The organism is Lactiplantibacillus sp. 7.2.4 (genome assembly GCF_018991185.1).
In the GTDB taxonomy this organism is placed as follows: Bacteria; Bacillota; Bacilli; order Lactobacillales; family Lactobacillaceae; genus Lactiplantibacillus; species Lactiplantibacillus pentosus.
The window spans coordinates 26113-50627 of the sequence record NZ_JAGYGS010000006.1; the positions used below are offsets into that span (position 1 = coordinate 26113).

A 24515-nucleotide genomic window follows, 5' to 3' on the forward strand; every position below is an offset into this window, starting at 1 on the left:
TATTATTACCTGTTAAAGAATTCGGGAGGTGTTTAAATGTCAGTCAAGATTCGTCTAAAGCGGATGGGTTCAAAGAAAAATCCATTTTACCGGATTGTTGTCGCAGATTCACGTTCACCACGTGATGGTCGTTTTATCGCCCAAGTCGGCACATACAACCCACTTACTGAACCAGCCCAAGTTAAGCTTGAAGAGGAAGATATCCTCGGTTGGTTGAACAATGGTGCCCAACCTTCAGATACGGTTAAGAATATCTTATCCAAGGCCGGTATCATGAAGAAGTACCACGAAGCTAAGTTCACTAAATAATAAAGCGGTAATAGATCATGGCAGATATTAAAGCTTTAATCATCACAGTTGTTACCCCGTTAGTTCAATACCCGGACGATATTCAAGTCGATTTCAAGGAAACCACACGGTACCTTGAATACAACTTGACGGTTAACGCCGAAGATATTGGTCGGGTCATTGGCCGGCAGGGACGGGTTGCTTCCGCAATTCGGACGATTGTGTATAGTGTCCGAGTTTCAGGACCAAAACGTGTCCGGCTTACGATCGAAGACGGACAACAAAAAAACTCTTGAGCGAAGCAGTGATGTTTTGTTTAAGAGTTTTTTATTATCCTCGGAGTGACACCATGTAAGCTGGCCGTCAACGATTTGGACGGTCAAAATGGTGTTCGTTACCGGATGGTCAGAGTGGGTGCTTGATTGGCATCAGATATGTTAGAATAATTTACTTAGTCATTGAGATGAAATGAGGAGGCAGGTAACGCATGGATTACTATCGTGTTGGAACCCTAGTTAATACCCACGGCATTCGTGGTGAAGTGAAGGTCGTCGTTGTGACTGATTTTCCTGAAGAACGATTTAAAGTCGGACAGCAGCTGGTCCTGTTTAAGTCGCCAGATGCAACGACTGGTGGAATTACCGTCACAGTCGCAAAAGCACGCGAACAAAAGGGCCTATATTTTCTGACCTTTAAGGGCTTGGACAATATTAATGATGTTGAAGGTTATAAGGGATGGACGATCAAAGTGCCCGCTGAAGCCTTGCATCAATTACCAGCCGGTGAGTATTACTATCATCAGATCGTCGGCTTAGACGTCGTGACGACTGATGACGAGCCATTGGGAACGATTAAGGAAATCTTGTCACCAGGCGCCAATGATGTCTGGGTCGTTAAACGAGCACACGGACAAGCGGATGTGTTGTTGCCAAAAATTCCGCAGGTCATCAAAAAGGTTGATTTGGATGCCGGGGTCGTGACGGTTGAATTAATGGAAGGGCTGATTGATTAATGCAAATCGATATTTTAAGCCTGTTTCCAGAGATGTTTGCTGGGCCGCTGCACGAATCGATGATTGGCAACGCCATCGAAAAGCAGGTCATTAACGTGGATGTGACGAATTTCCGTGATTTTACGACCGATAAACATAACCATGTCGATGACTATCCATACGGCGGTGGTGCTGGCATGTTGCTACAGCCACAACCGATTTTTGATGCATTGGCGAGTGTTCAGGAGAAGCATCCGCAACCCGGACGCGTGATTTTGCTTGATCCAGCTGGGGTTCAGTTTAACCAACACGTCGCCGAAGACTTCGCTAAAGAAGAACACCTGACCTTCATCTGTGGCCATTATGAAGGCTATGATGAACGGATTCGGTCATTAGTGACGGATGAAGTCTCATTAGGCGATTATGTCCTAACTGGTGGCGAACTTGGTGCGATGGTGATGATTGACGCCACTGTTCGCTTGTTGCCCGGTGTGTTGGGGAATGAGGACTCCGCACCAGGGGATTCGTTCTCGAGTGGCTTGTTGGAATATCCCCAATACACACGCCCAGCTGATTTCCGGGGTATGAAAGTCCCTGACATCTTACTGAGTGGGGATCACGGTAAAATCGATGACTGGCGCTTAGAACAGGCGCTTAAACGCACCTATGAACGGCGGCCCGATATGTTAGCGGGTTTGTCGTTGTCTGGCAAGGCGCGGCAGATGCTAGCTGAAATCAAAGCGGACGCGGAACAAGCATAGCGTATGCGCACCAGTTCGATGAAAAAGTTAAGAAAAACTTGCACGTCCGGTCGCGGATGTGGTATTCTATTTATTGGCTATTGTGCCCATTAACGATGTTCCGCTGACCAGGTTGTCACGAATGTCGGCGAAAGGAAGAAATACATTATGCGTCAAAATCAATTAATCGAAAAGATCACCAGCGAACAACTTCGTACGGATATCCCTGATTTCCGTGCCGGTGATACAGTTCGTGTTCATGCACGAGTTGTCGAAGGTACTCGCGAACGGATCCAATTATTCGAAGGTGTTGTTATCAAGCGCCATGGTTCCGGTATCAGCGAAACCTATACTGTTCGTAAGATCAGTAACGGTGTTGGTGTGGAACGGACATTCCCATTACACACACCACGGGTTGCCGCAATTGATGTCGTTCGTCAAGGTCGCGTACGTCGTGCCAAGTTATACTACTTGCGTAACTTACATGGTAAGGCTGCTCGTATCCCAGAACGTCGTCGTGGCTAAATCACAACGTCAACAATCATTGGTTGCAGCTTAGGCTGGGCTAATGGTGAGGACAGGTCATCACATTTTTGTAGTGGCCTGTTTTTTTACGCTTTTGTGTGGGATGCGATGACGCGTCTTGTTTGCCAGTGGTGTTAAGTTTGTTAAGACCTGGGCGTTAAAATCAAGTTTCATGGAAAGCCTGCTAACGTAATGCGTCTCACGCCAAAACGTTTCTTGGCCGTTAATCTTAAAAAGGCCAAAAACAGATTGCTGGTTAATATTGTAGCGGGCAGCCACTTAAATTAGCAGCCTCGTAAAGGACGCACTTTTTGGTTAGTTGCTACTTTTTGGAAACTATCGAACAAAAAAGTGCCTACTTCTATTTTCAAAATATCCAAGTTATGATGAATTTGCAAAGAAAAATTTGCATTGAATAATTTGGAGGCAGTCGATTATGAATCATAAAAGATGGCGAGTCGTACCAGCAATCATTGCGACAGCGATTATGAGCTTTGCAGGAGTCTTGATTGAAACATCCATGAATGTTACTTTTCCAACTCTAATGGCTGAGTTCAACACCACTAGTGCAACAATTCAATGGGTAACGACTAGCTACTTGTTAGCACTAGCAATCGTTATTCCAATTTCAACTTTTTTAGTTCGTAATTTTTCAATTCAAAGCCTATTTATCACTGCCAATTTATTATTTGCTTTAGGCGTACTCCTGGATTTTCTTTCTCCAAGTTTATTAGTTCTTGTGCTTGGAAGGATCATTCAAGGAGTCGGAACGGGGATAGCTCTGCCACTAATGTTTGATATCATTTTGAATTACGCACCAAAAAGTAAACGGGGCTTAATGATGGGGATTGCAACGATGACCACTTCTTTAGCGCCCGCAATTGGTCCAACATATGGTGGCTTGATGCTTTCGTTATTTGACTGGCGTCGTATTTTTTTATTTTTGCTTCCATTTTTAGTCCTATCTCTATTTTTAGGTGTGGATGGCATCGGATATGAAAGTCACAAGAGAGGGGAACCATTTAACTTTATTAGTTTTCTCTGCTTGGCAATTGGCCTATCTACATTATTGCTAGCTATAGAAAACTTATCCTGGTTTTTGGGCCTCATCAGCTTGATCAGTTTTGGATTTTTTTATCGTTTCAACAGAAACAAACCAATTCTCAATTTGACTATTTTTAAAAACAGTCAATTTGTTACTGGACTATTTGGTGTGTTAGCGATTCAAGCAACTGTTTTGGGCTTATCCTTCATTCTCCCGAATTATTTACAACTTAGATTACATGTTTCTGCCGCACTATCAGGCCTTTTTATGTTTCCCGGTGCAATTCTGGTTGCAGTTTTGGCCCCTTTGTCCGGCATTATCATGGATCGATTTGGCCCTTATCGCCCAATCTTGTTAGGGCTAATGCTAACGTTTATTGGGATTCTTTTGACAACTGTTTATTTTTCTCGGGCCAGTTTTATGGCGCTATTAATGTTTGATGTTGTATTGATGATGGGTGTTGGTTTTGCGGCGAGCAATCTGATGGCAGTGGCTTTATCGCAACTAACAAAATCTGAACAAACAGATGGAAATGGTATCTTGAATACGCTCCAGCAGTTTGTTGGTGCGATGAGTACAACCATCGTGGCCAGTTTATTTAGTACATTTCAAGGAACAACAGGAGGTAATCTAGGTGTTTTGTTATTGTTAATTGTTCTGACAGTGGCTTCAGTCTTATTCATGTTTAAAGGTAGACAGATGCGTATTTAGTGTTCATGTGGGATTGTCATGTCCGGCCGTACTCAAGCTATACTTTATACTGACTGCCATGTCAGCGAAGCACCTGTGATCCGGCTTGCAGATAAAGATTCCAACAGAAACGAGATGCTATCAGCAAGCCGTAATTTAAGGCAAAAGCCATAATTTTTGGATTGGACTGCTGCGAGACTGGTCCGCTTACTCGGCCAGCCTCAGACACTTCTGTTCTTATGGAAAGGACGCCAATAGTTGGTTGTGCCTCATATCTAAAATCGATCAGCACTTTTTTGTGGTGATCTATTTTTCGTCCCGATTTTAGAATCCAACTAGCGAGAAGTCGTCATCTTCTGTGGCCGTACAAATTGTGATAATCGACGAATTAATCTCAGAATACAAGAAGTGATTGGTGCGGTTCAAATCGAAAAATAACAGTTTATCTGGTAACGATGTTGAATGAACGAAGCATCCGAAGAATGAGGCTAGACCTGAGTTTGGTAGATAAAGTAACAGCGTTATAACGTTAATCGATACCATTGGTCAACAATATTGCCACATAAGTTAATATTTACCCTTGTTATTTCCACCTGTTTGAACATATACTAATGATTGAAGGGGTCAATTGAGTAGCTATTTTATAATTAAAACTGGGGATTAAATCACATCAAAACGTTCGCAATCAGTGCGAATATCGATTGATTAATTTAGCTCACTTATTATCCTCATATGTTCGAACTTTGGAGGCCGTATCATGAAAAATCGATTCAATCAAATGGGTTTAACAAGTAAGACGCATTTTAAACTTTACAAGTCTGGCCGGCGTTGGGTAACTGCCGGCATCACGGTGTTTTCAGTTGGACTTGGTTTAACGTTTAGTCAGGTGGAACAAGTCAAAGCGGCAACTAGTACGGCTGCGGATGACGCCGAAAGTAGCAGCAATGTCAGTGCGAGTGCGACCACGGTCAAGAGCCAGACCGTGGTTTTAAAGTCAGGGGCTTCGTCGACGACTGAGAAAGCGGATACTGCTGCCACGGCAAGCACTGTGGCGGAGACAACGTCGACGGCAAAGTCTGATGAAGCGACTAAAATTGATTCAGGAAGCACCGGGGCTAAGACAGATGCCACCACTAATTCGTCGAGGACTGCGACTAAAACCGGGGATGAAATGGCGACAACTGCAACGGATGAGACTAGTACGGTAAATGCATCCAGCGATAATACTAAAGCGGATACAACCGCAGCGGTTTCGAGTGACACGGCCGCTTCCCAATCTGAAACAAGTGACACGCAATCGACGGTGGCTTCAAAAGCTGATTCAGCCAGTGTTGCGACCACTAATCAGGCTACTACGGCTAAATTAACGGGGACTAGTGTGTTCTCGGGTGCGACGACCCCGGCAACGACGCAAGGTACTAAGGACGATTCAAATACGAGTAATCAAGAGAACCCGTCTGCAGGTAATTCCACGATTGACATGACAACGGATAGTTCGAAGGACAGCGGCTCTAGTGAACAGGCAAGCGATACCGCCTCAGAATCAGATGTTGCAGTCAATGCCTCAGTAGATTCTAGCACGACGCCAATGACGCGTTTGCGGACGAATGCAACAATGGCCGCGCTAAGTTTAACGCCGACAACCACCAGCACATCACTGACGACTAAATCAGCCATTCAGGCTGTATCGGCGGTAGCCAGCGTGGATGAAACCCAGGCGACGGTCTCACTGGCGACCAAGGGCACTGTCACGATGACCTATCATGTGAATAACGCGGCCCTGAATTATTTGGGTGATCATATTAGTGGACCAATAGCTAACCCGGATAAAGCTAACCCGGATAATGATATCGCTTACTATATTCAAGATGCAGCTGGTAATTATTTAACGGATACGAACGGTCAAAAAGTCAATCTATTATATTTATTATTTATGGATGTAGGCAATGTTAAAGATTATTTTGATATTGCTTATAAGGATGTCAACGGCCAGGTCACGAATTATAATGGCGATACCGATTTGGCAGAGCTTGATCAAGTCGGAACTTACGCCTTTACATTGAGTGCTGCTGGAAAATCAGCGATGGCTGACGTTATTCGGCAATATGCGACTTACTATGACATTGCGGACGATGTCCACTTAGATGACTATGTGCCAACATTTTCAGCGGATGCTTCAGCCTATACCTTTACCGTCAAAATTTCGCCAGCAACCATTACAAACGAAGGTGTTGGAAATATTTTGTTGATGGCGGCAACTTCTCAGGAATATTCTGGTTCACTGACAATGTTGCCACAAGTAACGGTCAGGGATGGCTCAAGTAAAATAATTCTCCAAATCAAGAATGGCGTCATTACCGCGGCAAGTGACGATATCGCTGGCCAGGCTAATCAGACCATTTTGACTGCAGCAGATTTCACGGACACTTACCAAGGCACTGAACCCAATTTAACGGGTGCCGATGTTGGGTCATACACGATGACCTTAAATGCAGCCGGGCGAGCTGCCATTCAAGCGGCACTGGGGTCCAATTACGTTCTCGACGCATCGTCAGTGTTCACCAAAACCAGTAATAAAGTGACGGCCGCGCCACTAGCACTGACGGCTGCTGATGCCACCGTGACATACGATGGTAAGACCCATGGGACCAGCGTCAGTGTCACTAGTGGAACGGCGTATGATCAATTTGATTTTACAACGCCAACTGAAATCAATGCCGGCTCTTACACCATGACGGCGGGATTGGCTGATGCCGACCAAGCGGCACTGTTAGCCAAAAATTATACCGTTACCAAGATTGATGGCACACTCGTGATTAAGCCGGCAGCCCTAATTGTAACCGTGAACAATACGAGTGTTGATTACGATGGGCAGGCGCATGGGACGGCGGCGAGTGTCACCAGTGGGACCAATTATGATGCGTTGACCTTTACTGCCGTTACCGCAGATGGCAGTGGAACTGCAACTGAAACCAATGCGGGATCGTATGCCATGACCGGTACAACTGCCGATGCAACACAAAATTATCAAATCACGTATGTGAATGGCACGTTGACGATCAATACCGTTAAGGCCACGATTACCATTCCGAGTCAGGTTTATTGGGTTGATGGCACGACTAAAAATTTGACGGCGACCGTTTCTGGGACCGTTAATGGCGAGTCACTGAGCTATCGTCTAACAGACGGAATGAGTACGGTGGGCACCAAAACCATTACCGCGACTGTCGATCATGCCAGTGCGGTCAATCTAAACTATCAAATTGGCGTGACGCCCGGTACTTTAACGCTTGGTGATGTGAACGTTGCCTATCGTTACGAGTACATCGATGCTGATGGACAGACGCATGTCGTAGCAACGGACACGGGTCGTGCGACCCACGGGACGGATGTGACTACTGCTAATTACTTGAATTATACGACTGTTGGACAGTCTAAAACTGGCTACACCTTAAAATCCGATAATACAGGCATCGCTGCGAATGGGACGTTAAGCGATGAGGGCGGCACCGTGGTCTACGTTTATTTAGCGAATACGGAAACCGCGACTGTGACGTATGTCGATGGGACGACGGGGGCCACACTAACGGCTGCTCCCTTGGAAGGTGCTTACGGCACAACTTCTGACTATCGAACAGCTGACACGATTGCGAACTATGAGAATAATGGCTATGCGTTGGTTAGTGATAACTATCCGAACAACGGTGTGTCCTTCGATGAGGATGGAACTGTCAAAAGCTTTCAAGTCACTTTGGTTCATAAGTTTGTTACGGTGACGCCGGATGACCCTGGATATCCTGGGGAACCAATTGAACCTGATAATCCGAATGGGCCAAAATATCCAGTCGGGACAGCGACCGATGATCTGACTGAAGCTGTCCGCCAAACGATTGAATATCGCTACCAAAATGGCAGTCAGGCTGTGGCTGATAATGTGCAAACACTGACGTTTAGCCGCACCGCCACTGTTGATGAAGTCAATCAAGCGGTAGTTTATACGGATTGGTTAACCAGTGGCGCAATCACTGGTGCTTATCAAACGGTCGTTTCGCCAGTGATTACGGGGTATACTGCCGATAAGCTCAGTGTTGCCGGTCAAGATTCAGTAACAGGAGCTAGCGATAACACAACGATTGTGGTGACATACCAGCTTAATCAGGAAACGGCGACCGTGACATATGTCGATGGGACCACTGGAGAGACCTTGGAACCAAAAACTTTGACTGGGGATTATCAGACCTTATCTGATTACCAGACCGCTGACACCATTGCCAAATACCTTGATCTGGGCTATCAATTAGCTAGTGATAATTTTCCAACCTCTGGCCAAATATTTGATGAGGATGGCGTTGTTCAAACTTATACGGTCACTTTGACGCACAAGTTGGTTACCGTGACGCCGGACGATCCTGGATACCTAGGTGAACCGATCGATCCTGATAATCCAAATGGTCCGACTTATCCAGTAGGGACAACGACTGCTGACTTGACTAAATCGATTCGCCAGACGATCAACTATCGCTATCAGAACGGCAGTCAGGCTGCGGCTGATAATGTGCAAACGGTGACGTTTAAGCGAAGTGGGACGGTCGATGAAGTCGCTAATACTGTCGTTTATACGGATTGGAATACTGGCAATGCGAGGACCGGGACTTACACAGCCGTGACGTCACCAATAATGACGGGTTATACGGCTGATAAGTTAAGTGTGGCCGGTAACGATGGCGTCGCCAACACTGACCTGAATACGCAGATCACGGTGACGTATACGGCCAATCAAGAACAAGCAACCGTGACCTATATTGATGCAACGACCGGGAAAACATTATCGATTGATTCCTTAACTGGTGGTTATCAAACGACATCTGACTACAGCACTGCCGCAACAATCGCCAAATACGGCAAAGCGGGTTATGCTTTAGTAACGGATGACTATCCAGTATCCGGAAACATTTTTGCAAACGACGGGAAGCCTCAAACTTACACGGTCACCCTGACGCACAAGTTGGTTACCGTGACACCGGATGATCCTGGAACCCCAGGTGAACCGATTGATCCTGATAATCCAGACGGGCCGGCTTATCCAGTTGGGACGGCGATTGATGACTTAACCAAAGCCGTTCGCCAGACAATCAATTATCGCTATCAGGACGGCAGTCAGGCTGCGGCTGATAATGTGCAAACGGTGATGTTTACTCGCACTGCGACGGTCGATGAGGTCGCTAACACAGTCGTTTACACCGACTGGACTAACGGCAGTGACACAACTGGGACCTATGCTCCGGTAACTTCGCCGGTAATGACCGGTTATACCGTTGATCAGTCGCGTGTGGCGGGTACCGATGTCGTCACCAGTAAGGATTCGGATACTAACGTCGTCGTGACGTATACGGCCAACCAAGAACAAGCTACCGTGACCTATATTGATGAGACGACCGGGAAAACGTTATCGATTCAGCGCTTATCTGGTGACTATCACACGGCATCTGCTTATCGGACCGCTGCGACGATTGTGAGCTACGTGAACCAGGGCTATGAATTGCTGAGCGATGATTATCCAACTTCCGGTCAGATCTTTGATCAGGATGGCGTCACCCAAGCTTATACGGTCAAACTTGGTCATCAGTTGATTACGGTCACACCAGATCAACCAGGGACGCCGGGACAGCCGATTGATCCTGATAATCCGGCTGGGCCAAGCTATCCAGCAGGGACTGCAAAGACTGATTTGACGAAAGACGTGCTTCAAACGATCAACTATCAATATCAAAATGGGCGTCAGGCTGCGGCCGATAATGTCCAAACGGTGACGTTTACGCGCACTGCGACGGTCGATGAAGTCGATCATTTAGTTATTATTTATACGGATTGGACCTCGGGTGATGGGGCACGCGGTGTCTATCAAGCAATGACGTCACCAACGATTACAGGTTATACCCCTGATCAGTCACGAATTGCTGGAAATAATGCGGTTACCAGTGATGATCAGAATACGACGCTCACTGTGACGTACGCACCAAACCAGGAAACCGCATTTGTCAGCTATGTTGACGGGAAGACAGGCAAAACGTTGGCCACTAAACAAGTGACCGGCGCTTACCAATCGAAATCTGATTACCGGACAGCGGACCAAATTGCGACCTATGTCCAAGCAGGTTATGAACTGGTGAGCGACGACTTTCCAACTTCGGGATTGATTTTTAATCAGGATGGCGTCAAGCAGACGTATATGGTCAAACTGGGTCATCAGTTGATTACGGTCACACCAGATGAACCGGGGACGCCGGGTCAACCGATCGATCCTGATAATCCAGCTGGGCCGACCTATCCGAGAGGCACGGCTGTACAAGATTTGACCAAGTCTGTCAGCCAAACTATTCACTATCAGTTTAGTGATGGCCGTTCTGCTGGCTCTGATCAGGTCCAAACGCTAATTTTTGATCGGAAGGCGACGATTGATGAAGTTGATGGCACCCTTGTTTACACCACTTGGCTGAATGGTACGGCATCCACTGGCCGTTATACGCCGGTAGCAACGCCGCAAATAACGGGCTATACCGCTGATCAACAGCGTGTGGCGGGCAATGAGGCAGTCACGTCTGCTGACCAGAATACTGATGTGGTCGTCACGTATACGCTGAATACGGAACAAGCGGTAATTACGTACGTGGATGCCACGACTGGTAAAACCTTAGCAACGGAGACCTTAACCGGTGACTATCAAACCGCATCCGCTTATAGAACCGCTGCGACGATTGCCAGCTACGTGAGCCGGGGCTATGAATTAACGAGTGACGACTTTCCAACTTCCGGATTGATTTTTAATCATGACGGGGTTGCGACACACTATCTCGTTCGTTTAGTACACGGGACGGATGCAACAACGACTACTAAGACGATTACGCAAACGGTGCGTTATCAAGATGGTACCGGCAAACAACTACATGCCGATACGGTCAGGACGCTGACGTTTAGCCGCGCTGATGTGATCGACAAAGTAACTGGTGACGTGACGGCGGGGGCCTGGTCATCAAGTGACGCTGGCAGCACGTTTGCTAGCGTGCCCGCGTTAAGCATTACTGGCTATCGAGCCACGGTGGCCGGAATTCCAGCAGTTACGGTGACCCCAACAAGTGGTGACGATGTCCAAACGATTCGTTACGTGGCGGATGAACCCAACCCTGGTGAGACGCCTAAAACGCCTAATAAGACTGTTACGGTGACGACGCCGGATAAAATCACACCGGCGAAGAAAACCCCGCAGACGGGTACACAGCAGAAGGTCAATCAAACGGCTCAAACTAAGCGAGTAACTAGTGCGACCAAGCAAGCTGACCGAGTTAATCAGTCAGTTCAAGCTAAACGCCAGGTCGTTACGCTGCAAAGAAAGCAATCAACGCGCGTGCGTCATACGGCTGAAAACAAGCGTCCAGCTGCAATGGCCAAATCCGTACAGTCGACGGCGTCAATCAAGTCATCGACAACGCAAGCGCCAGTTCGGCAGCAAGCTCAAACTCACAAGCAAGCGACTTTACCGCAGACTGGTGATGACCGGCAAGCTAGTGTGGCGGCCGAGATTCTGGGCTTGACGGCAGCTACTTTGTTGGTCGGGTTAGGGGCGTTACTCAAAAATCGGCGCAACTAGTTGAGTTGGTGTGACTTGAGCAACGCGCCTTGTTGAGACTTGGAAAAGTGAGCCGTTGCCTTCGTTTGAAAAGATGTCGGATGGTCGACAGGGCATGAACTGTAACGTGTTGGTGTCAGCCTCAATTTTCAGCGACCATTAAAACAGCTGAATGACACTGCAGTTATCAGGTCAGGCTGCAATTAAATCAATATGAATAGGGGAGTAAACCACAATTTGGTTTGCCGCCCTATTTTTTGCTGCCTTATCTTTTTTTGTGGGAAGAGAATAGCTCGAGTGGGGAAACTTCCGCCGATATTTAGCGTGTTTTGCGCATTCGTCGTGGAAAACGTTAATACATCCAAAACAGGGCGTTGCGAAAAAACACCGAGGACACTGTCACCCAAAGGTCTTAATACCGCGGCCAATCCAAAGCTAAGCATTAGTTTGTTGAGAAAACAATTCATCACTTAGACCGAGCAAATGATGTAAATCCTAATTGCGTGACCCGCGAAGTTATAAAGGCACTCAGTATAGTATAATAAAGCTTAACTGATACCTGGAGGGGGACGAACCAGATGATTGAAATTCACGATTTAACGAAGCGGTATGGGGATAAAACGGCTTTAAATCAGCTCAACCTGAACATTGCACCAGGCCAAATTTTTGGACTTTTAGGCCATAATGGTGCTGGTAAATCAACGACGATCAAAAACCTAGTAAGTATTATCCAACCCACGAGTGGCACGATCACGGTTGATGGCTTAGACCTTGCACAGCAGCGGTTGGCGGTCAAAGCCAAGATTTCCTACGTGCCGGATACGCCTGATATTTTCCTACAATTGTCAGCGACGGAGTACTGGGATTTGATTGCTGCAGCTTATCAAAAATCTGAGGCAGAGGTCCAACAGCGCCGGCAACGATTGATGGCCTTATTCGATATGGCTGAACATGCTGAAGAACCGATGGCCAGCTATTCACACGGGATGCGGCAAAAAGCAATCGTAATTGGCGCGTTGCTTCCGGATCCCGACATCTGGATTCTGGATGAGCCAATGCAGGGATTAGATCCGCAAGCGGCATTTGATTTGAAAAATCTGATGAAGGCACACGCGGCCAAGGGTAAAACGGTGATTTTTTCGACGCATAATTTGGATACCGCTCAGCAGTTATGCGACCAGTTAGCAATCTTGAAGCAGGGCCAACTCATTTATACCGGCACGGTCGAAGCGTTGTTAGCGCAACATCCGCAACAATCGTTGGAGACCATTTATCTCCAAATGGCAGGACGCCCGACGAATGGGGTCTTAGTGGATGCGATTGAGGGTGAGCCAGATGAATAACCAGCAGTTACGCGTGTTATTGGCTGTTAATCTCAGATTAGTGAATCCGCAACTGACGGAACGGTTACGCAAAAAAGGAATGTCAGGCTCGGCCCTGAGTAAGAAACTAATGCGGCAGTTCTACTTGAACGCGTTAATGTTTCTGGGCGTCTATGGGCTGACGATGGTCGCCATTGATTTCAGTAAGCTCCCCGGCATGTTTACGTTTTATGTCGCATTATTTATTTTGTTAGGAATTTCGCAGAGCATTGCCGGGATTTATAACGTCTTTTTTGCCGGTAATGACCTCGCTGAATACTTGCCATTGCCGTTTCGTAACCAGGAAATCTTTCTGAGTAAAATTTTAGTTGTGATCTTCAACACGGTGCCGTTTACGATTCCGTTACCGTTGATTTTTGTGATGACGATGACGCAGGCAGGATACTTCGTGGGACTGGGAATCGTACTGGCAATCTTGATGTATGCCCTGATTTTAGGCCTGATTCTATGTGGGTGTGCCCTGATTGTTTTTGGCTTGACCAAGTTTAAGGTATTTCGCACCCATCAAAAAATGGTGATGAATATTATGTTAGGCCTAAACGCGCTGTTAGTATTTGTCGGTATTTTACTGATGAATCGGGGTTCTGCGGCAGATTCAGGCACGCGGATGGATCGTACAGTGCTGACACCATTCTTGCCCGTTTACAAAGCCTTTATGACGCCATTGACGATTGAGAGCGTATTGACGTGGGTCGGCTTAATTGTCGCTTTACTGGTAGTGCTTACCTTGACTTGGCGCTTCGTCTTGCTGCATTTGGTCGAACAGTTGACCCAAGTGAACACCGTGTTAACAGCCAACCGGCAGCGTCGGCATCCGCGGCAGCATAACCTTAATAAAATCTTACGTTCCTATCAATGGCAGCTCCTAAAAGAGCCGAGTTTGGCGTTACAATTGTTTACCAACTCAATCCTGTTACCGATGATTCTCGTGGGGAGTGTTCTGTTTTCGGGGTCGAGAGCTAACTGGAGTCAGTTGTCCCTTAACTGGGTCGGTGTCTGGTTCGTCGCTGGGATGGCGGGGGCCATTATCAATGTCAATCAAACATCTTTGGTTGGTAATCTGATTTCATTGGATAAAATGAACTTTGCTTTGTGAGCGCACTGCCCATCCCATTAGCCCGGTATTTACGGCAAAAGTTTTATCTCGGCTATTGGTTCCAAGTCGCAATCAACGCAACGATCGCGCTCGTCATCGGAATCGCTGTTCACGCATTCTTAGTTTTGGACGTGGCACTGATATTGGGTATCGCTTGGGGCACGTATTTAGCTGCGCAACACTATTTCAAACGGGATTACCAATTACGCATGACGAACTGGACGAATGTGACGCAGCTTTTCAATCGGGGTGGCGGCAACTTTGGCTTGTTACTCAACTTATTGGTTTGCAGTGTCATTGGTATGATTGTCATTGTGAGTTATAGTGTCCTGATTTATTCATTTGCAGCTAGTGCTACATGGATTAATGTAATCGTGTTACTAGTCCTTGCATTAGCATCCGGCGCACTAGTTTGGTACAATCACCGGACTTTTTGGCGACGGTTGGATTAAAGGAATCGGCACAACTCATCTGATTAATTGGATGTTGGGTTGTGCTTGGTTAGTGAAAAACCACTTAAAAACTGGTACATTTTAATCATCATCAATTGAAAATAGTAACTAGTACGCGTATTGTGCCAGTTGATTTGTCATGAATCATGATTAAAGCATGCCAGTTTCTAAGCGCAAGTGCTGCCAGCTGAAAGCCGCTGGAAACAGTGCGAGTTAGCGTTAAACTTTCAGTGGTAGCTGCGTCCTAGTCCGGCTTACAGGCATTTCTGACAACGCTGGAACGCGATGGACACAGATTTAAGCCGACAAACCACGTCTTAAATACTGGTCTTCCACTAACCAAGCCAAAAACGCTTGCTAAGTGGAATTTCATCGCTGAGCATTGTCAGAAACGCCTTCCAGCCGGAGATGATATTCGAAAGGCAGACATGGATCTGCCCAACTTTAAATAAACTAGTCGTTAGTTCCTGGTTACCGGTAATATTAAGCCGCTTTGTTCAAATTGTCAGGCAGTGAACCATCAGCATCGCGGAATATTGGCAGAGCCTGCTCTCGGCGATTAGATGTTAAAGCCTTAAAATCTGTGCAAACGGCCATATAATCGTCTGATTGTAAGTTTGGCTGCCATTGAATTAGACATAATCTTCAGGCAATCTTCTCAGCATTTGAATACCATAAATCAACATAAGTACTGATTCAAAAAAGTTTGCCTGAAGGACCAGCCACCTAATATTCAGTGGTCAATTGTACCTAGATAGGTGGCCGTTCGTCCGCCATTCGAGCGGCTTCCCGACTGTAGGGGCTGGCTGACAATGCTCAAGGGCGAAATTCTTCTTGTCCGGGTGGTCTTCCCGGGCTAGAAGAAGACTCGTATTTGAAATTGCGCAGTGGTTTTCTGCGTGAGTTCAAATCGATGTCCGCCCTGTTCCAGCGTTGTCAGCCGGCCCCGGAAGTCGGACTAGGGCGCGCATCGGCTGACGAACAGGAATTCACCAAATGGCATGATTTAATCATCATTAATGCTTAAAAATAACTAGCACAACGCATATGACATTAAATTCAAATAAAACTATTGACAAATCACTCACTAAGTTTTAATGTTAATAACAACTTAATATTCGTCCATGAAACCGATGAAGTGGAGATCAAGATAATGATGCCCGTAAAGAGAGTCGCCGTTGCTGAGAGTGCGATCGAACGCAAGTTATTAAATGGACCACTGAGGGCGCGACCAACGAACAATTTTGTTTTAGTACCTCGCGACGATAGGGAGCCGTCAATTCCCGGGAATGTGTTTGCATTTCGCTAAGCTGGGGCACAAGTCTAACCTGAATGGGGTAGTTTGGTGTCCAACCAAGGTGGTACCGCGGAAAAATCCGTCCTTGACTGTCATTAGTCATGGGCGGATTTTTTGATTGGAGGCAGGTACATGCAACAGCGATGGCAATTCACCACAACTCAATTTCAGATAATACAATCGATGGCTCAACTGTAGTCAGTCGATTACCTTCGTATATGAGGAGTGGTTCAACATGAAACCAACATTACAAACATTAATGCCTTATCAAACGCACTATTCATACGTGCCAGTTATGGTCCAGCAAACCTTACCAGACTTTGACCCGCTAGCCGTTGCCAAGCTCGTTCAACGGATGGGCAATGGTTTTGCACTGACGATCGACCGGCATCATCGCTATAGCTATTTTAGTTTCAATCCACAGCAAAGCTTAACTAGTCGGACGTTAGCATCGCACGACCGCACCCATCCGAATGACGCGTTGCAGGCGATCCTGACGCAATATCGGACACCCCGTATTCACGGGTTACCGCCATTTACGGGTGGCCTGATGGGGTACTTCGGTTATGAATATGTCCAGCAATTCATCCCCAAGTTAGAGCTGACGCCCGCGGCCAGCGCCGACTTGGATGACTTCGGACTGTTCCTAGTGACTAGTGTGTTGGTTTATGATCACCAACACCATGAATTGGGATTGACGCAGCTAATTCCGACGGCCGATTTACCCACAGCATACGCGAGGGCTGAAAATCAGCTGACAGCCAAGTTGGAATCAATAATCCAGCAGTTAGAAACGCCGTTAGTCATGCCACCATTTCAGGTACAAGCATCACTTACCATGCAAGCTGATGCGCCAACGTATGCAAGTCGAGTGGAACGGATTCGGCGCCACATTCGAGCCGGCGACATTTTTCAAATGATTTACGCTAATCCACGGATTGGAACCATGAGTGGGTCGCTATTAGCGGTTCACGCACAGTTGCAAGCAACGCAGGCCCCGTATCAGTGCTATTTTAAACAGGCTGATTTTGAACTAGCTGCTGCGTCGCCCGAAACCCTCGTCACCAAACAGGGCAACCAGATTGCAACCTATCCGTTAGCCGGGACGCGCCGGCGAGGGAAGACACCCACGGAAGACACCGAATTAGCACGTGAATTGCAGACGAATCCCAAGGAAATCGCGGAGCACAATATGCTGGTGGACCTCGGCCGCAACGACTTGGGCCAAGTGGCGCAGTTCAAAAGTGTGCGGGTGACCAACCTCCGCCGCCTGATTCGGTATTCGCAAGTGATGCATCTAGGATCACGAGTCGCTGCGGAGGTGGCACCGACCACAACGGCACTGCAAGTCTTAGCCGCAACATTTCCAGCGGGGACGTTATCCGGTGCACCAAAAGTAGAAGCGATGACACTGATCAATCATTATGAACGCCAACCACGCGGGGTTTACGGCGGCTGCTTTGGCTACTTGGATTGTAATGGCAACATGGATATGGCAATTGGCATTCGGTTGGCTTATCGCTCACACGAGCGGCTAGTCGTGCCAGCGGGTGCTGGAATCGTCGCCGATAGTATTGGTGCTCAAGAATTTAAGGAGTGCCAGAACAAACAACGCGCCGTGATGAATGCAGTACAATCCGCGAAAGGACGAGAAGTTCATGAAATTACTCATTGATAACTATGACAGTTTTACTTATAACCTGTATCAATTGATTGGCCGCTTAACGCCGGACGTACGGGTGATCAAAAATGATGAACTCACGGTCGAAGCGATTGAAGCCTTACAACCCACTCACATTATTTTGTCGCCCGGACCCGGGACACCAGCGCATACGGGCGTCAGCCCCCAGGTGGTTCAACGATTGGCTGGAAAAGTGCCGATTTTGGGTGTTTGCATGGGCTTGGAGGTGTTGGTGACAGCTTTTGGTGGCCGACTCCGCGCTGCTCATCAGTTGGTACATGGTCAGGCGACGCTGATGCAGGTCCAAGCCTCACCACTTTTTCAAGATTGCCCGATGCAGTTCATGGCGGCGCGTTACCATTCGCTGGTGGCAGATTCGTCCCAGTTACCCGGCAATTTCAGGGTGATTGGGACCAATGACGACCAGGAGATCATGGCAATTGAGGATGCCGGCCGTCATCTGTATGGCGTACAGTTTCATCCGGAATCCATCATGACACCGGCGCCAATTGGTGAACAACTGATTCGTAACTTTTTGGCACTGACCGCTTAATGAACAGCTTTTGATAACTCAGTAAAATGACACATGCAACTATGGAGGCATGATTATGATTGAAAACGCAATTGCACAACTAACTAACCAAAATAATCTCGACTTTGCAACGACCCAACAGGTGATGACCGAAATTATGCAGGGGCACGCGACCGACGCCCAGATTGGCAGCTTTTTAACGGCACTAGCCATCAAACACGCAACCATTGATGAAATTGCCGGCGCGGCAACTGCGATGCGGGCGCAGGCATTATCATTCAAAGCGGGGCGACCGACCTTAGAGATTGTCGGGACTGGTGGTGATCGGTCTAATTCGTTCAACATCTCAACGACGACCGCGCTCGTGGTAGCGGCCGCCGGGGTACCCGTCACCAAGCACGGTAACCGGGCCGCTTCATCGAAGAGCGGCGCTGCCGATGTCTTAGAAGCGTTAGGGGTCAAAATTGATTTAACGCCTGCCCAAAGCTTAGCCCTCTTGAATCAGACTAATTTTGCCTTTATGTACGCTCGTGAATACCATCAGGCGATGCGTTTTGTGGCCCCGGCACGGCAACAAATCAAGATTCCAACCATTTTTAACGTCCTAGGTCCACTGGCCAATCCGGCGCATGCGGAAATGCAACTCTTAGGTGTCTATCGTCAAGATTTGATGGCCCCGCTGCCACAAGTTTTAATCAAATTGGGTGTCAAACACGCGATGGTCGTGCATAGTCGTGATGGTTTGGATGAAATCTCAGCCGCGGCGTCAACGGATATCATTGACATTAATGACGGCCACTTAACGACGACCACCATGACACCAGAGCAATTCGGTTTGAAACGCTGTGCGCATGCCGATTTGATTGGTGGGACGGCTCAGGAAAACGCTGCGATCACGCGGTCGATTTTAGCGGGTGAACCCGGTGCACCGCGCGACGTCGTCCTCATGAATGCCGCTGCTGCACTTCACATTGCGAAGCCGCAGCTAACTTTAGCCGATGCCTTGGCACTTGCCACACAAACCATCGATTCAGGTCAGGCCGCCGCGGAACTCACGCAATTGATTCAGAAGAGTCAGGCGGTGATGGCATCATGATTTTAACGCAACTTGTTGCCGGCAGTCAGCGGCGCGTACAGGCCGTACCGTTAGCTGAGCGGATGGCCATTGAGCAGCGCGCTCGCCAGATGACAGCTCCAGCGCCTTCGTTTAAACGAGCACTGGCGCAACCCGGATTAGCCATCATTGGTGAGGTTAAACGGGCCTCGCCGTCTAAAGGACTGATTGCACCCGATTTTGATTACCTGCAAATCGCCCAGGATTACCAAAATGCGAAAATCGATGCGATTTCGGTGTTGACCGAGCCGGATTATTTTCAGGGGCGGCTGGCCTATCTAGAAGCCATCGCAGCTACGGTCACCGTACCCACGTTACGCAAAGATTTCATCGTTGATGTAAGTCAGGTAGCAGCGGCCCGTGTGGCAGGGGCAAGTGCAGTATTACTAATCGTTGCCGCTTTAGACCCGGACCAATTGAAACGATTACTAGACCTGGCACACGCGTTGCAGTTAGACGCATTAGTCGAAGCGCATACAGCGGCAGAAATTAAGCAAGCCGTCGCAGCCGGTGCGGACATCATTGGCATCAATAATCGTAATTTGCAGGATTTCAGCGTGGACATTGCCACTAGCCAGCAACTACGACAACAAATTCCAGCGACGTGTTTAGCCGTAGCGGAATCCGGCATTCAAACGCCGAGCCAAGTCCATCAGCTAGCCACGGCCGGCTTCGATGCCATTTTAGTGGGTGAGACGCTGATGCGTGCGCCGGATAAAGCGGCAGCGGTGGCACAATTACGTGCGGGGGTGGTCGCGTGACCCAAATTAAAATTTGCGGCCTGATGCGGCTCGCGGATGTGGCGATGGTCAATCAAGCACGGCCAGATGCGATTGGATTCATCTTTGCGCCTGGACGTCGGCGGCAGATCACACCAGACCTGGCGAGGCAAATGGCGGCACAACTTAATCCACAGATTCAGCGCGTCGGCGTTTTCACAACTAACTCGCTGGCGGAAATTCTAGGGTTGGTGCAAGCCCACATCATTCAAGTGGTTCAGCTGCATGGTGCCCTGGATGATCCACGTGTGCCCCAACTACGAGCAGCTCACATTCCCGTGATTCAAGCGGTGACTCCCGCTGATGCAATCAGATGCCAAGCGGATTATCCGTTATTGGACAATTTGCACCCCGGGAGTGGTCAAGTCCTGGATTGGACGGACTTGCCACGGCTCAAACGGCCATTTATCTTAGCGGGAGGTTTGACGCCAGAAAATGTGACGACTGCCATTCAACAAGTTCACCCAGCGATGGTCGATGTATCCAGCGGGGTCGAAACAAATGGTCAAAAGGATGTCCAGAAGATTGTGGCCATTGTTGCCCGCGCACACCAACTTAACTAACACATAATCAGTAGACGAAGAATAAAAGATCGTGACGAATTCGATATGAAATCACACGACCCACTTAAACGGAGGATTCAATATGATTAAAAATACAACGCGACCAGGTCGTTACGGCGACTTTGGCGGCCAATACGTACCAGAGACCCTGATGACTGAATTGCATCGATTAGATCAAGCTTTCCAACACTATCATCAAGATGCCCAATTTCAAGCCGAACTAACCGATCTGCTAAATAACTATGCCAACCGCCCATCCTTGCTATACCATGCACAGCGGCTCTCTGACCAATTGGGTGGTGCTCAGATTTATTTTAAACGTGAGGATTTGAACCACACCGGTGCGCATAAGATCAATAATGTCTTAGGGCAGGCGCTCCTCGCTAAGAAAATGGGTAAAAAACGGTTGATTGCCGAAACGGGCGCTGGTCAGCACGGCGTGGCAACGGCGACGATCGCTGCCTTGTTTGGGATGGAATGTGAGATCTTCATGGGTAAGGAAGACACGGACCGGCAAGCGCTGAACGTGTATCGCATGCAGTTGTTAGGTGCCAAGGTTCATCCAGTCACGACGGGCTCGATGGTGCTCAAAGATGCCATCAACGCGGCGTTGCAGGAGTGGACGCGGCGCTGTGACGATACCGCCTACATCATGGGCTCGGCGACTGGGCCACATCCGTTTCCAATGATGGTCCATGAATTTCAAAGTGTCATCAGTATTGAAGCTAAAAAACAGTTGTTGGCAGAAACCGGCCGTTTACCGGATGCCGTTGTCGCTTGCGTCGGTGGTGGGAGTAACGCTATTGGGAGCTTTGCTGCCTTTTTGGAGGACCCTTCCGTTCAGTTGATTGGCTGTGAAGCCGCTGGCAAAGGCATCGAAACGCCATTGACGGCTGCGACGATTGAACGCGGACGAACTGGGATTTTTCACGGTATGAAGTCGTGTTTCTTACAAGATGAAGCGGGGCAGATTGCGCCAGTCTATTCCATCTCAGCTGGGCTGGATTATCCGGGTGTCGGGCCAGAACACGCTTACTTAGCTGAAACGGGGCGGGCCCAATACGTCGGCGTGACGGATGACCAAGCTGTTCAAGCATTTGAAATGATTGCTAAAGTCGAAGGCATTATTTGCGCGATTGAAAGTGCCCATGCCGTTGCTTATGTTCAACAGCTCGCACCAACCATGCGACCGGACCAAACGATTATTTGTACCTTGTCTGGTCGTGGCGATAAAGATGTGGCCGCAATTGCAAAGTACCGGGGGGTAGAAATCAATGACTAATTTAGACCGCGTTTTTCAAAATCATAAGGCGTTCATTGCATTCGTTGTGGCGGGGGATCCAACTTTTGACGCGACTGTCGACCAGGTGGTTGCGCTAGCGGAGTCGGGTTGTGACTTAGTTGAAATTGGCATTCCATTTTCGGACCCGGTTGCGGATGGTCCGGAGATTCAAGCCGCAGATTTACGCGCCTTTGACCAACAAATCACGCCGCAGCGAGTCTTCGAATTAGTCGCTGCGATTCGGGAGCAAACGGCAGTACCACTGGTGTTTCTGACCTATGCCAACATCGTTTATCAGTTCGGTTATACGGCGTTTGCCAAGCGTTGCCAGGAATTGGATGTTGCCGGTTTGATTATCCCAGACTTACCCCTAGAGGAATCTGGTGAACTCCGGCCAACGCTTGATCAATATGACGTGGCACTGATTCCGTTGATTGCGCCGACGAGCGACGATACTCGGATTGCAGCCATTGCAGCACAGGCCCGCGGCTTCATCTACGTCGTCTCCTCGCTGGGAGTGACTGGGACCCGCAACCACATTACGACCGACCTGACGACATTAGTCACGAAGATTCGGCAAGCGACGACCTTACCCGTTGCGATTGGGTTTGGCATCCATGACCCGGCACAGGCGCACGCAATGGCCAAATTTGCGGATGGTGTGATCGTCGGCAGCGCGGTAGTACATTTAATCGCGAACAACCAACCGGCGACGACGGTTTTGACCGACTATACACGCCAGATGCGCGCGGCGTTGGATGCGGTGCCGGTGCCCGATGGTGAAAAGGGGTAAGCCAAGCAAGCTATTACGGCAACAACTCAACTGTTCACTGGAAACTGGCCAAGTTGCGGGTAAGATTTTATTGCAACCGTGACAATTCTGGGATTGCCGGATGATTAGTTCTTCAAAGTTAAAATGATGCCTTTGTGACGGTATCTGAACCTGATAAGGTGAGGATACCGTTTTTTGTCAGATTGGTACCGGATTTTTGACGAGTGTGACCTTTAGATTCTTAGCGAATTTCCACTTAATAACTAGGAATCAGCTGTCCAAAGCGATGTAAACGTGGGTTTGCATTGAATTGACGTCAGCGCCTCGTATTCTAATTAGTTTTCTATTAGATTATGATAATACGATTAGAAAAGCGAATCGCAAATCAAATTAATGGGAGTGATGATAATGGCAGCTATTCTTTCTTTGATGGTCGTCATGGGCTTCATGATGGTGGGCGAATGGGTCTCAACCCGGAGTCGAGCCTACGTGCCATCCGTTTTTATTACGGCACTTTTATTTTTAATTGGCTTTTGGACGATTGTTCCGAAGAATATTGTGCCCGCCGCTTCGTTTGGCACAGCCTTTATTCAAATTACCCAAGCCGTGCTGTTAGTGCATATGGGGACGTTGATGGACTTGAAACTTTTACTTAAGCAATGGCGTGCCGTGGTGATTGCACTCAGCGGCGTTGTCGGGACTATTATCCTCACGATGGGAATCGGACGCTTATTCTTCAATTGGCATACGATTGTTGCGAGTGTCCCGCCACTGACCGGTGGCCTGGTCGCGGCATTTTTGATGACAGCTGGCTTAAAAGCCCAACATATCACCGCTTTAGTTGCATTTCCGGTCGCAATGTTTGTGATGCACAGTATGCTCGGTTATCCATTGAGGGCCTGGATGCTCAAACGTGAGAGTCGGCGGCTATTAAAAAACAGGCAGGCGGTCGCCACCGTGGTCACGGATGATGCTGAAACGGCACGTGCCACCGTCAATACAGCGGCGCAGGTCCCAGCCGGAGATGTGCCGACAGCGGATGCCAGCGTTCGGTTGCCGAAATTCAAAATTCGTGCTTGGCATCTACCAGCTGCTTATGATACTTCGGCCTTCATGCTCTTCAAGGTCGCGGCCGTTACGGGGTTAGCTGAAGGGACCGCTCAACTGATGCACGGTGTTGTGAACCAATATATCGTTTGTTTGATTTTTGGCGTCATTGCGCATCAACTCGGTTTTTTAGAAAATGCCGTCTTAGAAAAAGCGGGTGTGTTTCATTGGCTGATGTACGGGTTACTCGCCTACATTTTTGCCAATCTAAACATTGTCAAGATCAGTATGTTGAGCGGCATCTTAGTGCCAATTGTGACCTTGATCGTATTGGGTGTGTTAGGGATGTTCATCGCGTCTAGCTTATTGGCTCGACCGCTGGGGTTCAGTCGTGAAATGGCGTTCGCCAGCGCCCTGACGGCATTGTTTGGGTTTCCCGCAGACTATATTGTGACCCATGAAGTCACAGAAATCATGGGGACGACCCCGGATGAAAAGCAATACTTACTGGATCAAATGCTACCGAAAATGCTAGTCGGTGGCTTTGCAACGGTTTCAGTCGCTTCAGTCGTTATCGCGTCAATTTTCTTAAAAATTTTATAGGGGATGTTATCA

At 48.1% G+C, this 24515-nt stretch carries 18 protein-coding genes; all 18 read left to right on the top strand.

What is annotated here, in order from left to right:
* Positions 1–36 precede the first annotated feature (36 nt).
* The 18 genes from rpsP to KGF70_RS03340 all read left to right on the top strand — a co-directional run bounded on the left by rpsP (position 37) and on the right by KGF70_RS03340 (position 24503).
* On the top strand, positions 37–309 hold the full coding sequence (gene rpsP, locus KGF70_RS03260) for a 30S ribosomal protein S16 (protein ID WP_003638633.1): 273 nt from the start codon (positions 37–39) through the stop codon (positions 307–309).
* A 17-nt stretch (positions 310–326) separates the two neighbouring features.
* A complete protein-coding gene (locus KGF70_RS03265; protein WP_003638634.1) occupies positions 327–584 on the top strand; it encodes a KH domain-containing protein in 258 nt (85 codons plus the stop codon).
* Positions 585–775: 191 nt separating this feature from the next.
* Positions 776–1300: a ribosome maturation factor RimM gene (gene rimM, locus KGF70_RS03270; RefSeq protein ID WP_105921445.1), complete on the top strand. Its 525-nt coding sequence runs from the start codon at positions 776–778 to the stop codon at positions 1298–1300.
* Entirely contained in the window at positions 1300–2040 is a 741-nt protein-coding gene (trmD, locus tag KGF70_RS03275) for a tRNA (guanosine(37)-N1)-methyltransferase TrmD (RefSeq protein WP_088769601.1), read from the top strand. The genes rimM and trmD overlap by 1 nt, the downstream gene beginning before the upstream one ends.
* A 147-nt stretch (positions 2041–2187) precedes the next feature.
* The gene (rplS, locus tag KGF70_RS03280) at positions 2188–2544 is read left to right on the top strand and encodes a 50S ribosomal protein L19 (RefSeq protein WP_003638637.1); all 357 of its coding nucleotides are present in this window, start codon (positions 2188–2190) and stop codon (positions 2542–2544) included.
* Positions 2545–2980: 436 nt separating this feature from the next.
* On the top strand, positions 2981–4300 hold the full coding sequence (locus KGF70_RS03285; protein ID WP_216779120.1) for an MFS transporter: 1320 nt from the start codon (positions 2981–2983) through the stop codon (positions 4298–4300).
* Positions 4301–5036: 736 nt separating this feature from the next.
* Positions 5037–11924 (top strand): KxYKxGKxW signal peptide domain-containing protein, encoded by a 6888-nt coding sequence (locus KGF70_RS03290; protein WP_216769511.1) that lies wholly within the window; start codon positions 5037–5039, stop codon positions 11922–11924.
* A 557-nt stretch (positions 11925–12481) separates the two neighbouring features.
* Positions 12482–13246, top strand: coding sequence for an ABC transporter ATP-binding protein (locus KGF70_RS03295; protein WP_216779122.1), 765 nt, complete (start codon positions 12482–12484; stop codon positions 13244–13246).
* Complete coding sequence (locus tag KGF70_RS03300; protein ID WP_253955600.1) at positions 13230–14381, top strand: ABC transporter permease; 1152 nt, start codon at positions 13230–13232, stop codon at positions 14379–14381. The genes KGF70_RS03295 and KGF70_RS03300 overlap by 17 nt, the downstream gene beginning before the upstream one ends.
* On the top strand, positions 14378–14833 hold the full coding sequence (locus KGF70_RS17190; RefSeq protein ID WP_253954722.1) for a hypothetical protein: 456 nt from the start codon (positions 14378–14380) through the stop codon (positions 14831–14833). Before KGF70_RS03300 ends, KGF70_RS17190 begins: the two co-directional genes overlap by 4 nt.
* 1532 nt (positions 14834–16365) lie before the next feature.
* Positions 16366–17805, top strand: coding sequence for an anthranilate synthase component I family protein (locus KGF70_RS03305; protein ID WP_216767930.1), 1440 nt, complete (start codon positions 16366–16368; stop codon positions 17803–17805).
* Entirely contained in the window at positions 17789–18364 is a 576-nt protein-coding gene (locus KGF70_RS03310) for an aminodeoxychorismate/anthranilate synthase component II (RefSeq protein WP_120768504.1), read from the top strand. The genes KGF70_RS03305 and KGF70_RS03310 overlap by 17 nt, the downstream gene beginning before the upstream one ends.
* 55 nt (positions 18365–18419) lie before the next feature.
* The gene (gene trpD, locus KGF70_RS03315; RefSeq protein ID WP_216767929.1) at positions 18420–19439 is read left to right on the top strand and encodes an anthranilate phosphoribosyltransferase; all 1020 of its coding nucleotides are present in this window, start codon (positions 18420–18422) and stop codon (positions 19437–19439) included.
* Positions 19436–20218, top strand: a complete 783-nt coding sequence (gene trpC, locus KGF70_RS03320; RefSeq protein WP_216767928.1) for an indole-3-glycerol phosphate synthase TrpC — start codon at positions 19436–19438, stop codon at positions 20216–20218. Before trpD ends, trpC begins: the two co-directional genes overlap by 4 nt.
* Positions 20215–20799 carry a phosphoribosylanthranilate isomerase gene (locus KGF70_RS03325; RefSeq protein WP_105920935.1) on the top strand — a complete coding sequence of 195 codons (585 nt, stop codon included), beginning with the start codon at positions 20215–20217 and terminating at the stop codon, positions 20797–20799. The genes trpC and KGF70_RS03325 overlap by 4 nt, the downstream gene beginning before the upstream one ends.
* An 82-nt stretch (positions 20800–20881) precedes the next feature.
* Positions 20882–22081, top strand: coding sequence for a tryptophan synthase subunit beta (gene trpB, locus KGF70_RS03330; protein WP_105961810.1), 1200 nt, complete (start codon positions 20882–20884; stop codon positions 22079–22081).
* Positions 22074–22874 (top strand): tryptophan synthase subunit alpha, encoded by an 801-nt coding sequence (trpA, locus tag KGF70_RS03335; RefSeq protein WP_216767927.1) that lies wholly within the window; start codon positions 22074–22076, stop codon positions 22872–22874. Before trpB ends, trpA begins: the two co-directional genes overlap by 8 nt.
* Positions 22875–23261: 387 nt before the next feature.
* Entirely contained in the window at positions 23262–24503 is a 1242-nt protein-coding gene (locus KGF70_RS03340) for a hypothetical protein (protein WP_216767926.1), read from the top strand.
* Positions 24504–24515 lie beyond the last annotated feature (12 nt).

What these genes read in the sequence shown, in the direction of transcription:
- KGF70_RS03285 (WP_216779120.1), top strand. Translation starts at nt 2,981, where the DNA reads ATGAATCATAAAAGATGGCGAGTCGTACCAGCAATCATTGCGACAGCG.
- trpD (WP_216767929.1), top strand. Translation starts at nt 18,420, where the DNA reads ATGATTGAAAACGCAATTGCACAACTAACTAACCAAAATAATCTCGAC.
- trpA (WP_216767927.1), top strand. Translation starts at nt 22,074, where the DNA reads ATGACTAATTTAGACCGCGTTTTTCAAAATCATAAGGCGTTCATTGCA.
- KGF70_RS03290 (WP_216769511.1), top strand. Translation starts at nt 5,037, where the DNA reads ATGAAAAATCGATTCAATCAAATGGGTTTAACAAGTAAGACGCATTTT.
- rplS (WP_003638637.1), top strand. Translation starts at nt 2,188, where the DNA reads ATGCGTCAAAATCAATTAATCGAAAAGATCACCAGCGAACAACTTCGT.
- KGF70_RS03310 (WP_120768504.1), top strand. Translation starts at nt 17,789, where the DNA reads ATGAAATTACTCATTGATAACTATGACAGTTTTACTTATAACCTGTAT.
- rpsP (WP_003638633.1), top strand. Translation starts at nt 37, where the DNA reads ATGTCAGTCAAGATTCGTCTAAAGCGGATGGGTTCAAAGAAAAATCCA.
- trmD (WP_088769601.1), top strand. Translation starts at nt 1,300, where the DNA reads ATGCAAATCGATATTTTAAGCCTGTTTCCAGAGATGTTTGCTGGGCCG.
- KGF70_RS03265 (WP_003638634.1), top strand. Translation starts at nt 327, where the DNA reads ATGGCAGATATTAAAGCTTTAATCATCACAGTTGTTACCCCGTTAGTT.
- KGF70_RS03340 (WP_216767926.1), top strand. Translation starts at nt 23,262, where the DNA reads ATGGCAGCTATTCTTTCTTTGATGGTCGTCATGGGCTTCATGATGGTG.
- KGF70_RS03295 (WP_216779122.1), top strand. Translation starts at nt 12,482, where the DNA reads ATGATTGAAATTCACGATTTAACGAAGCGGTATGGGGATAAAACGGCT.
- KGF70_RS03305 (WP_216767930.1), top strand. Translation starts at nt 16,366, where the DNA reads ATGAAACCAACATTACAAACATTAATGCCTTATCAAACGCACTATTCA.
- trpB (WP_105961810.1), top strand. Translation starts at nt 20,882, where the DNA reads ATGATTAAAAATACAACGCGACCAGGTCGTTACGGCGACTTTGGCGGC.
- trpC (WP_216767928.1), top strand. Translation starts at nt 19,436, where the DNA reads ATGATTTTAACGCAACTTGTTGCCGGCAGTCAGCGGCGCGTACAGGCC.
- rimM (WP_105921445.1), top strand. Translation starts at nt 776, where the DNA reads ATGGATTACTATCGTGTTGGAACCCTAGTTAATACCCACGGCATTCGT.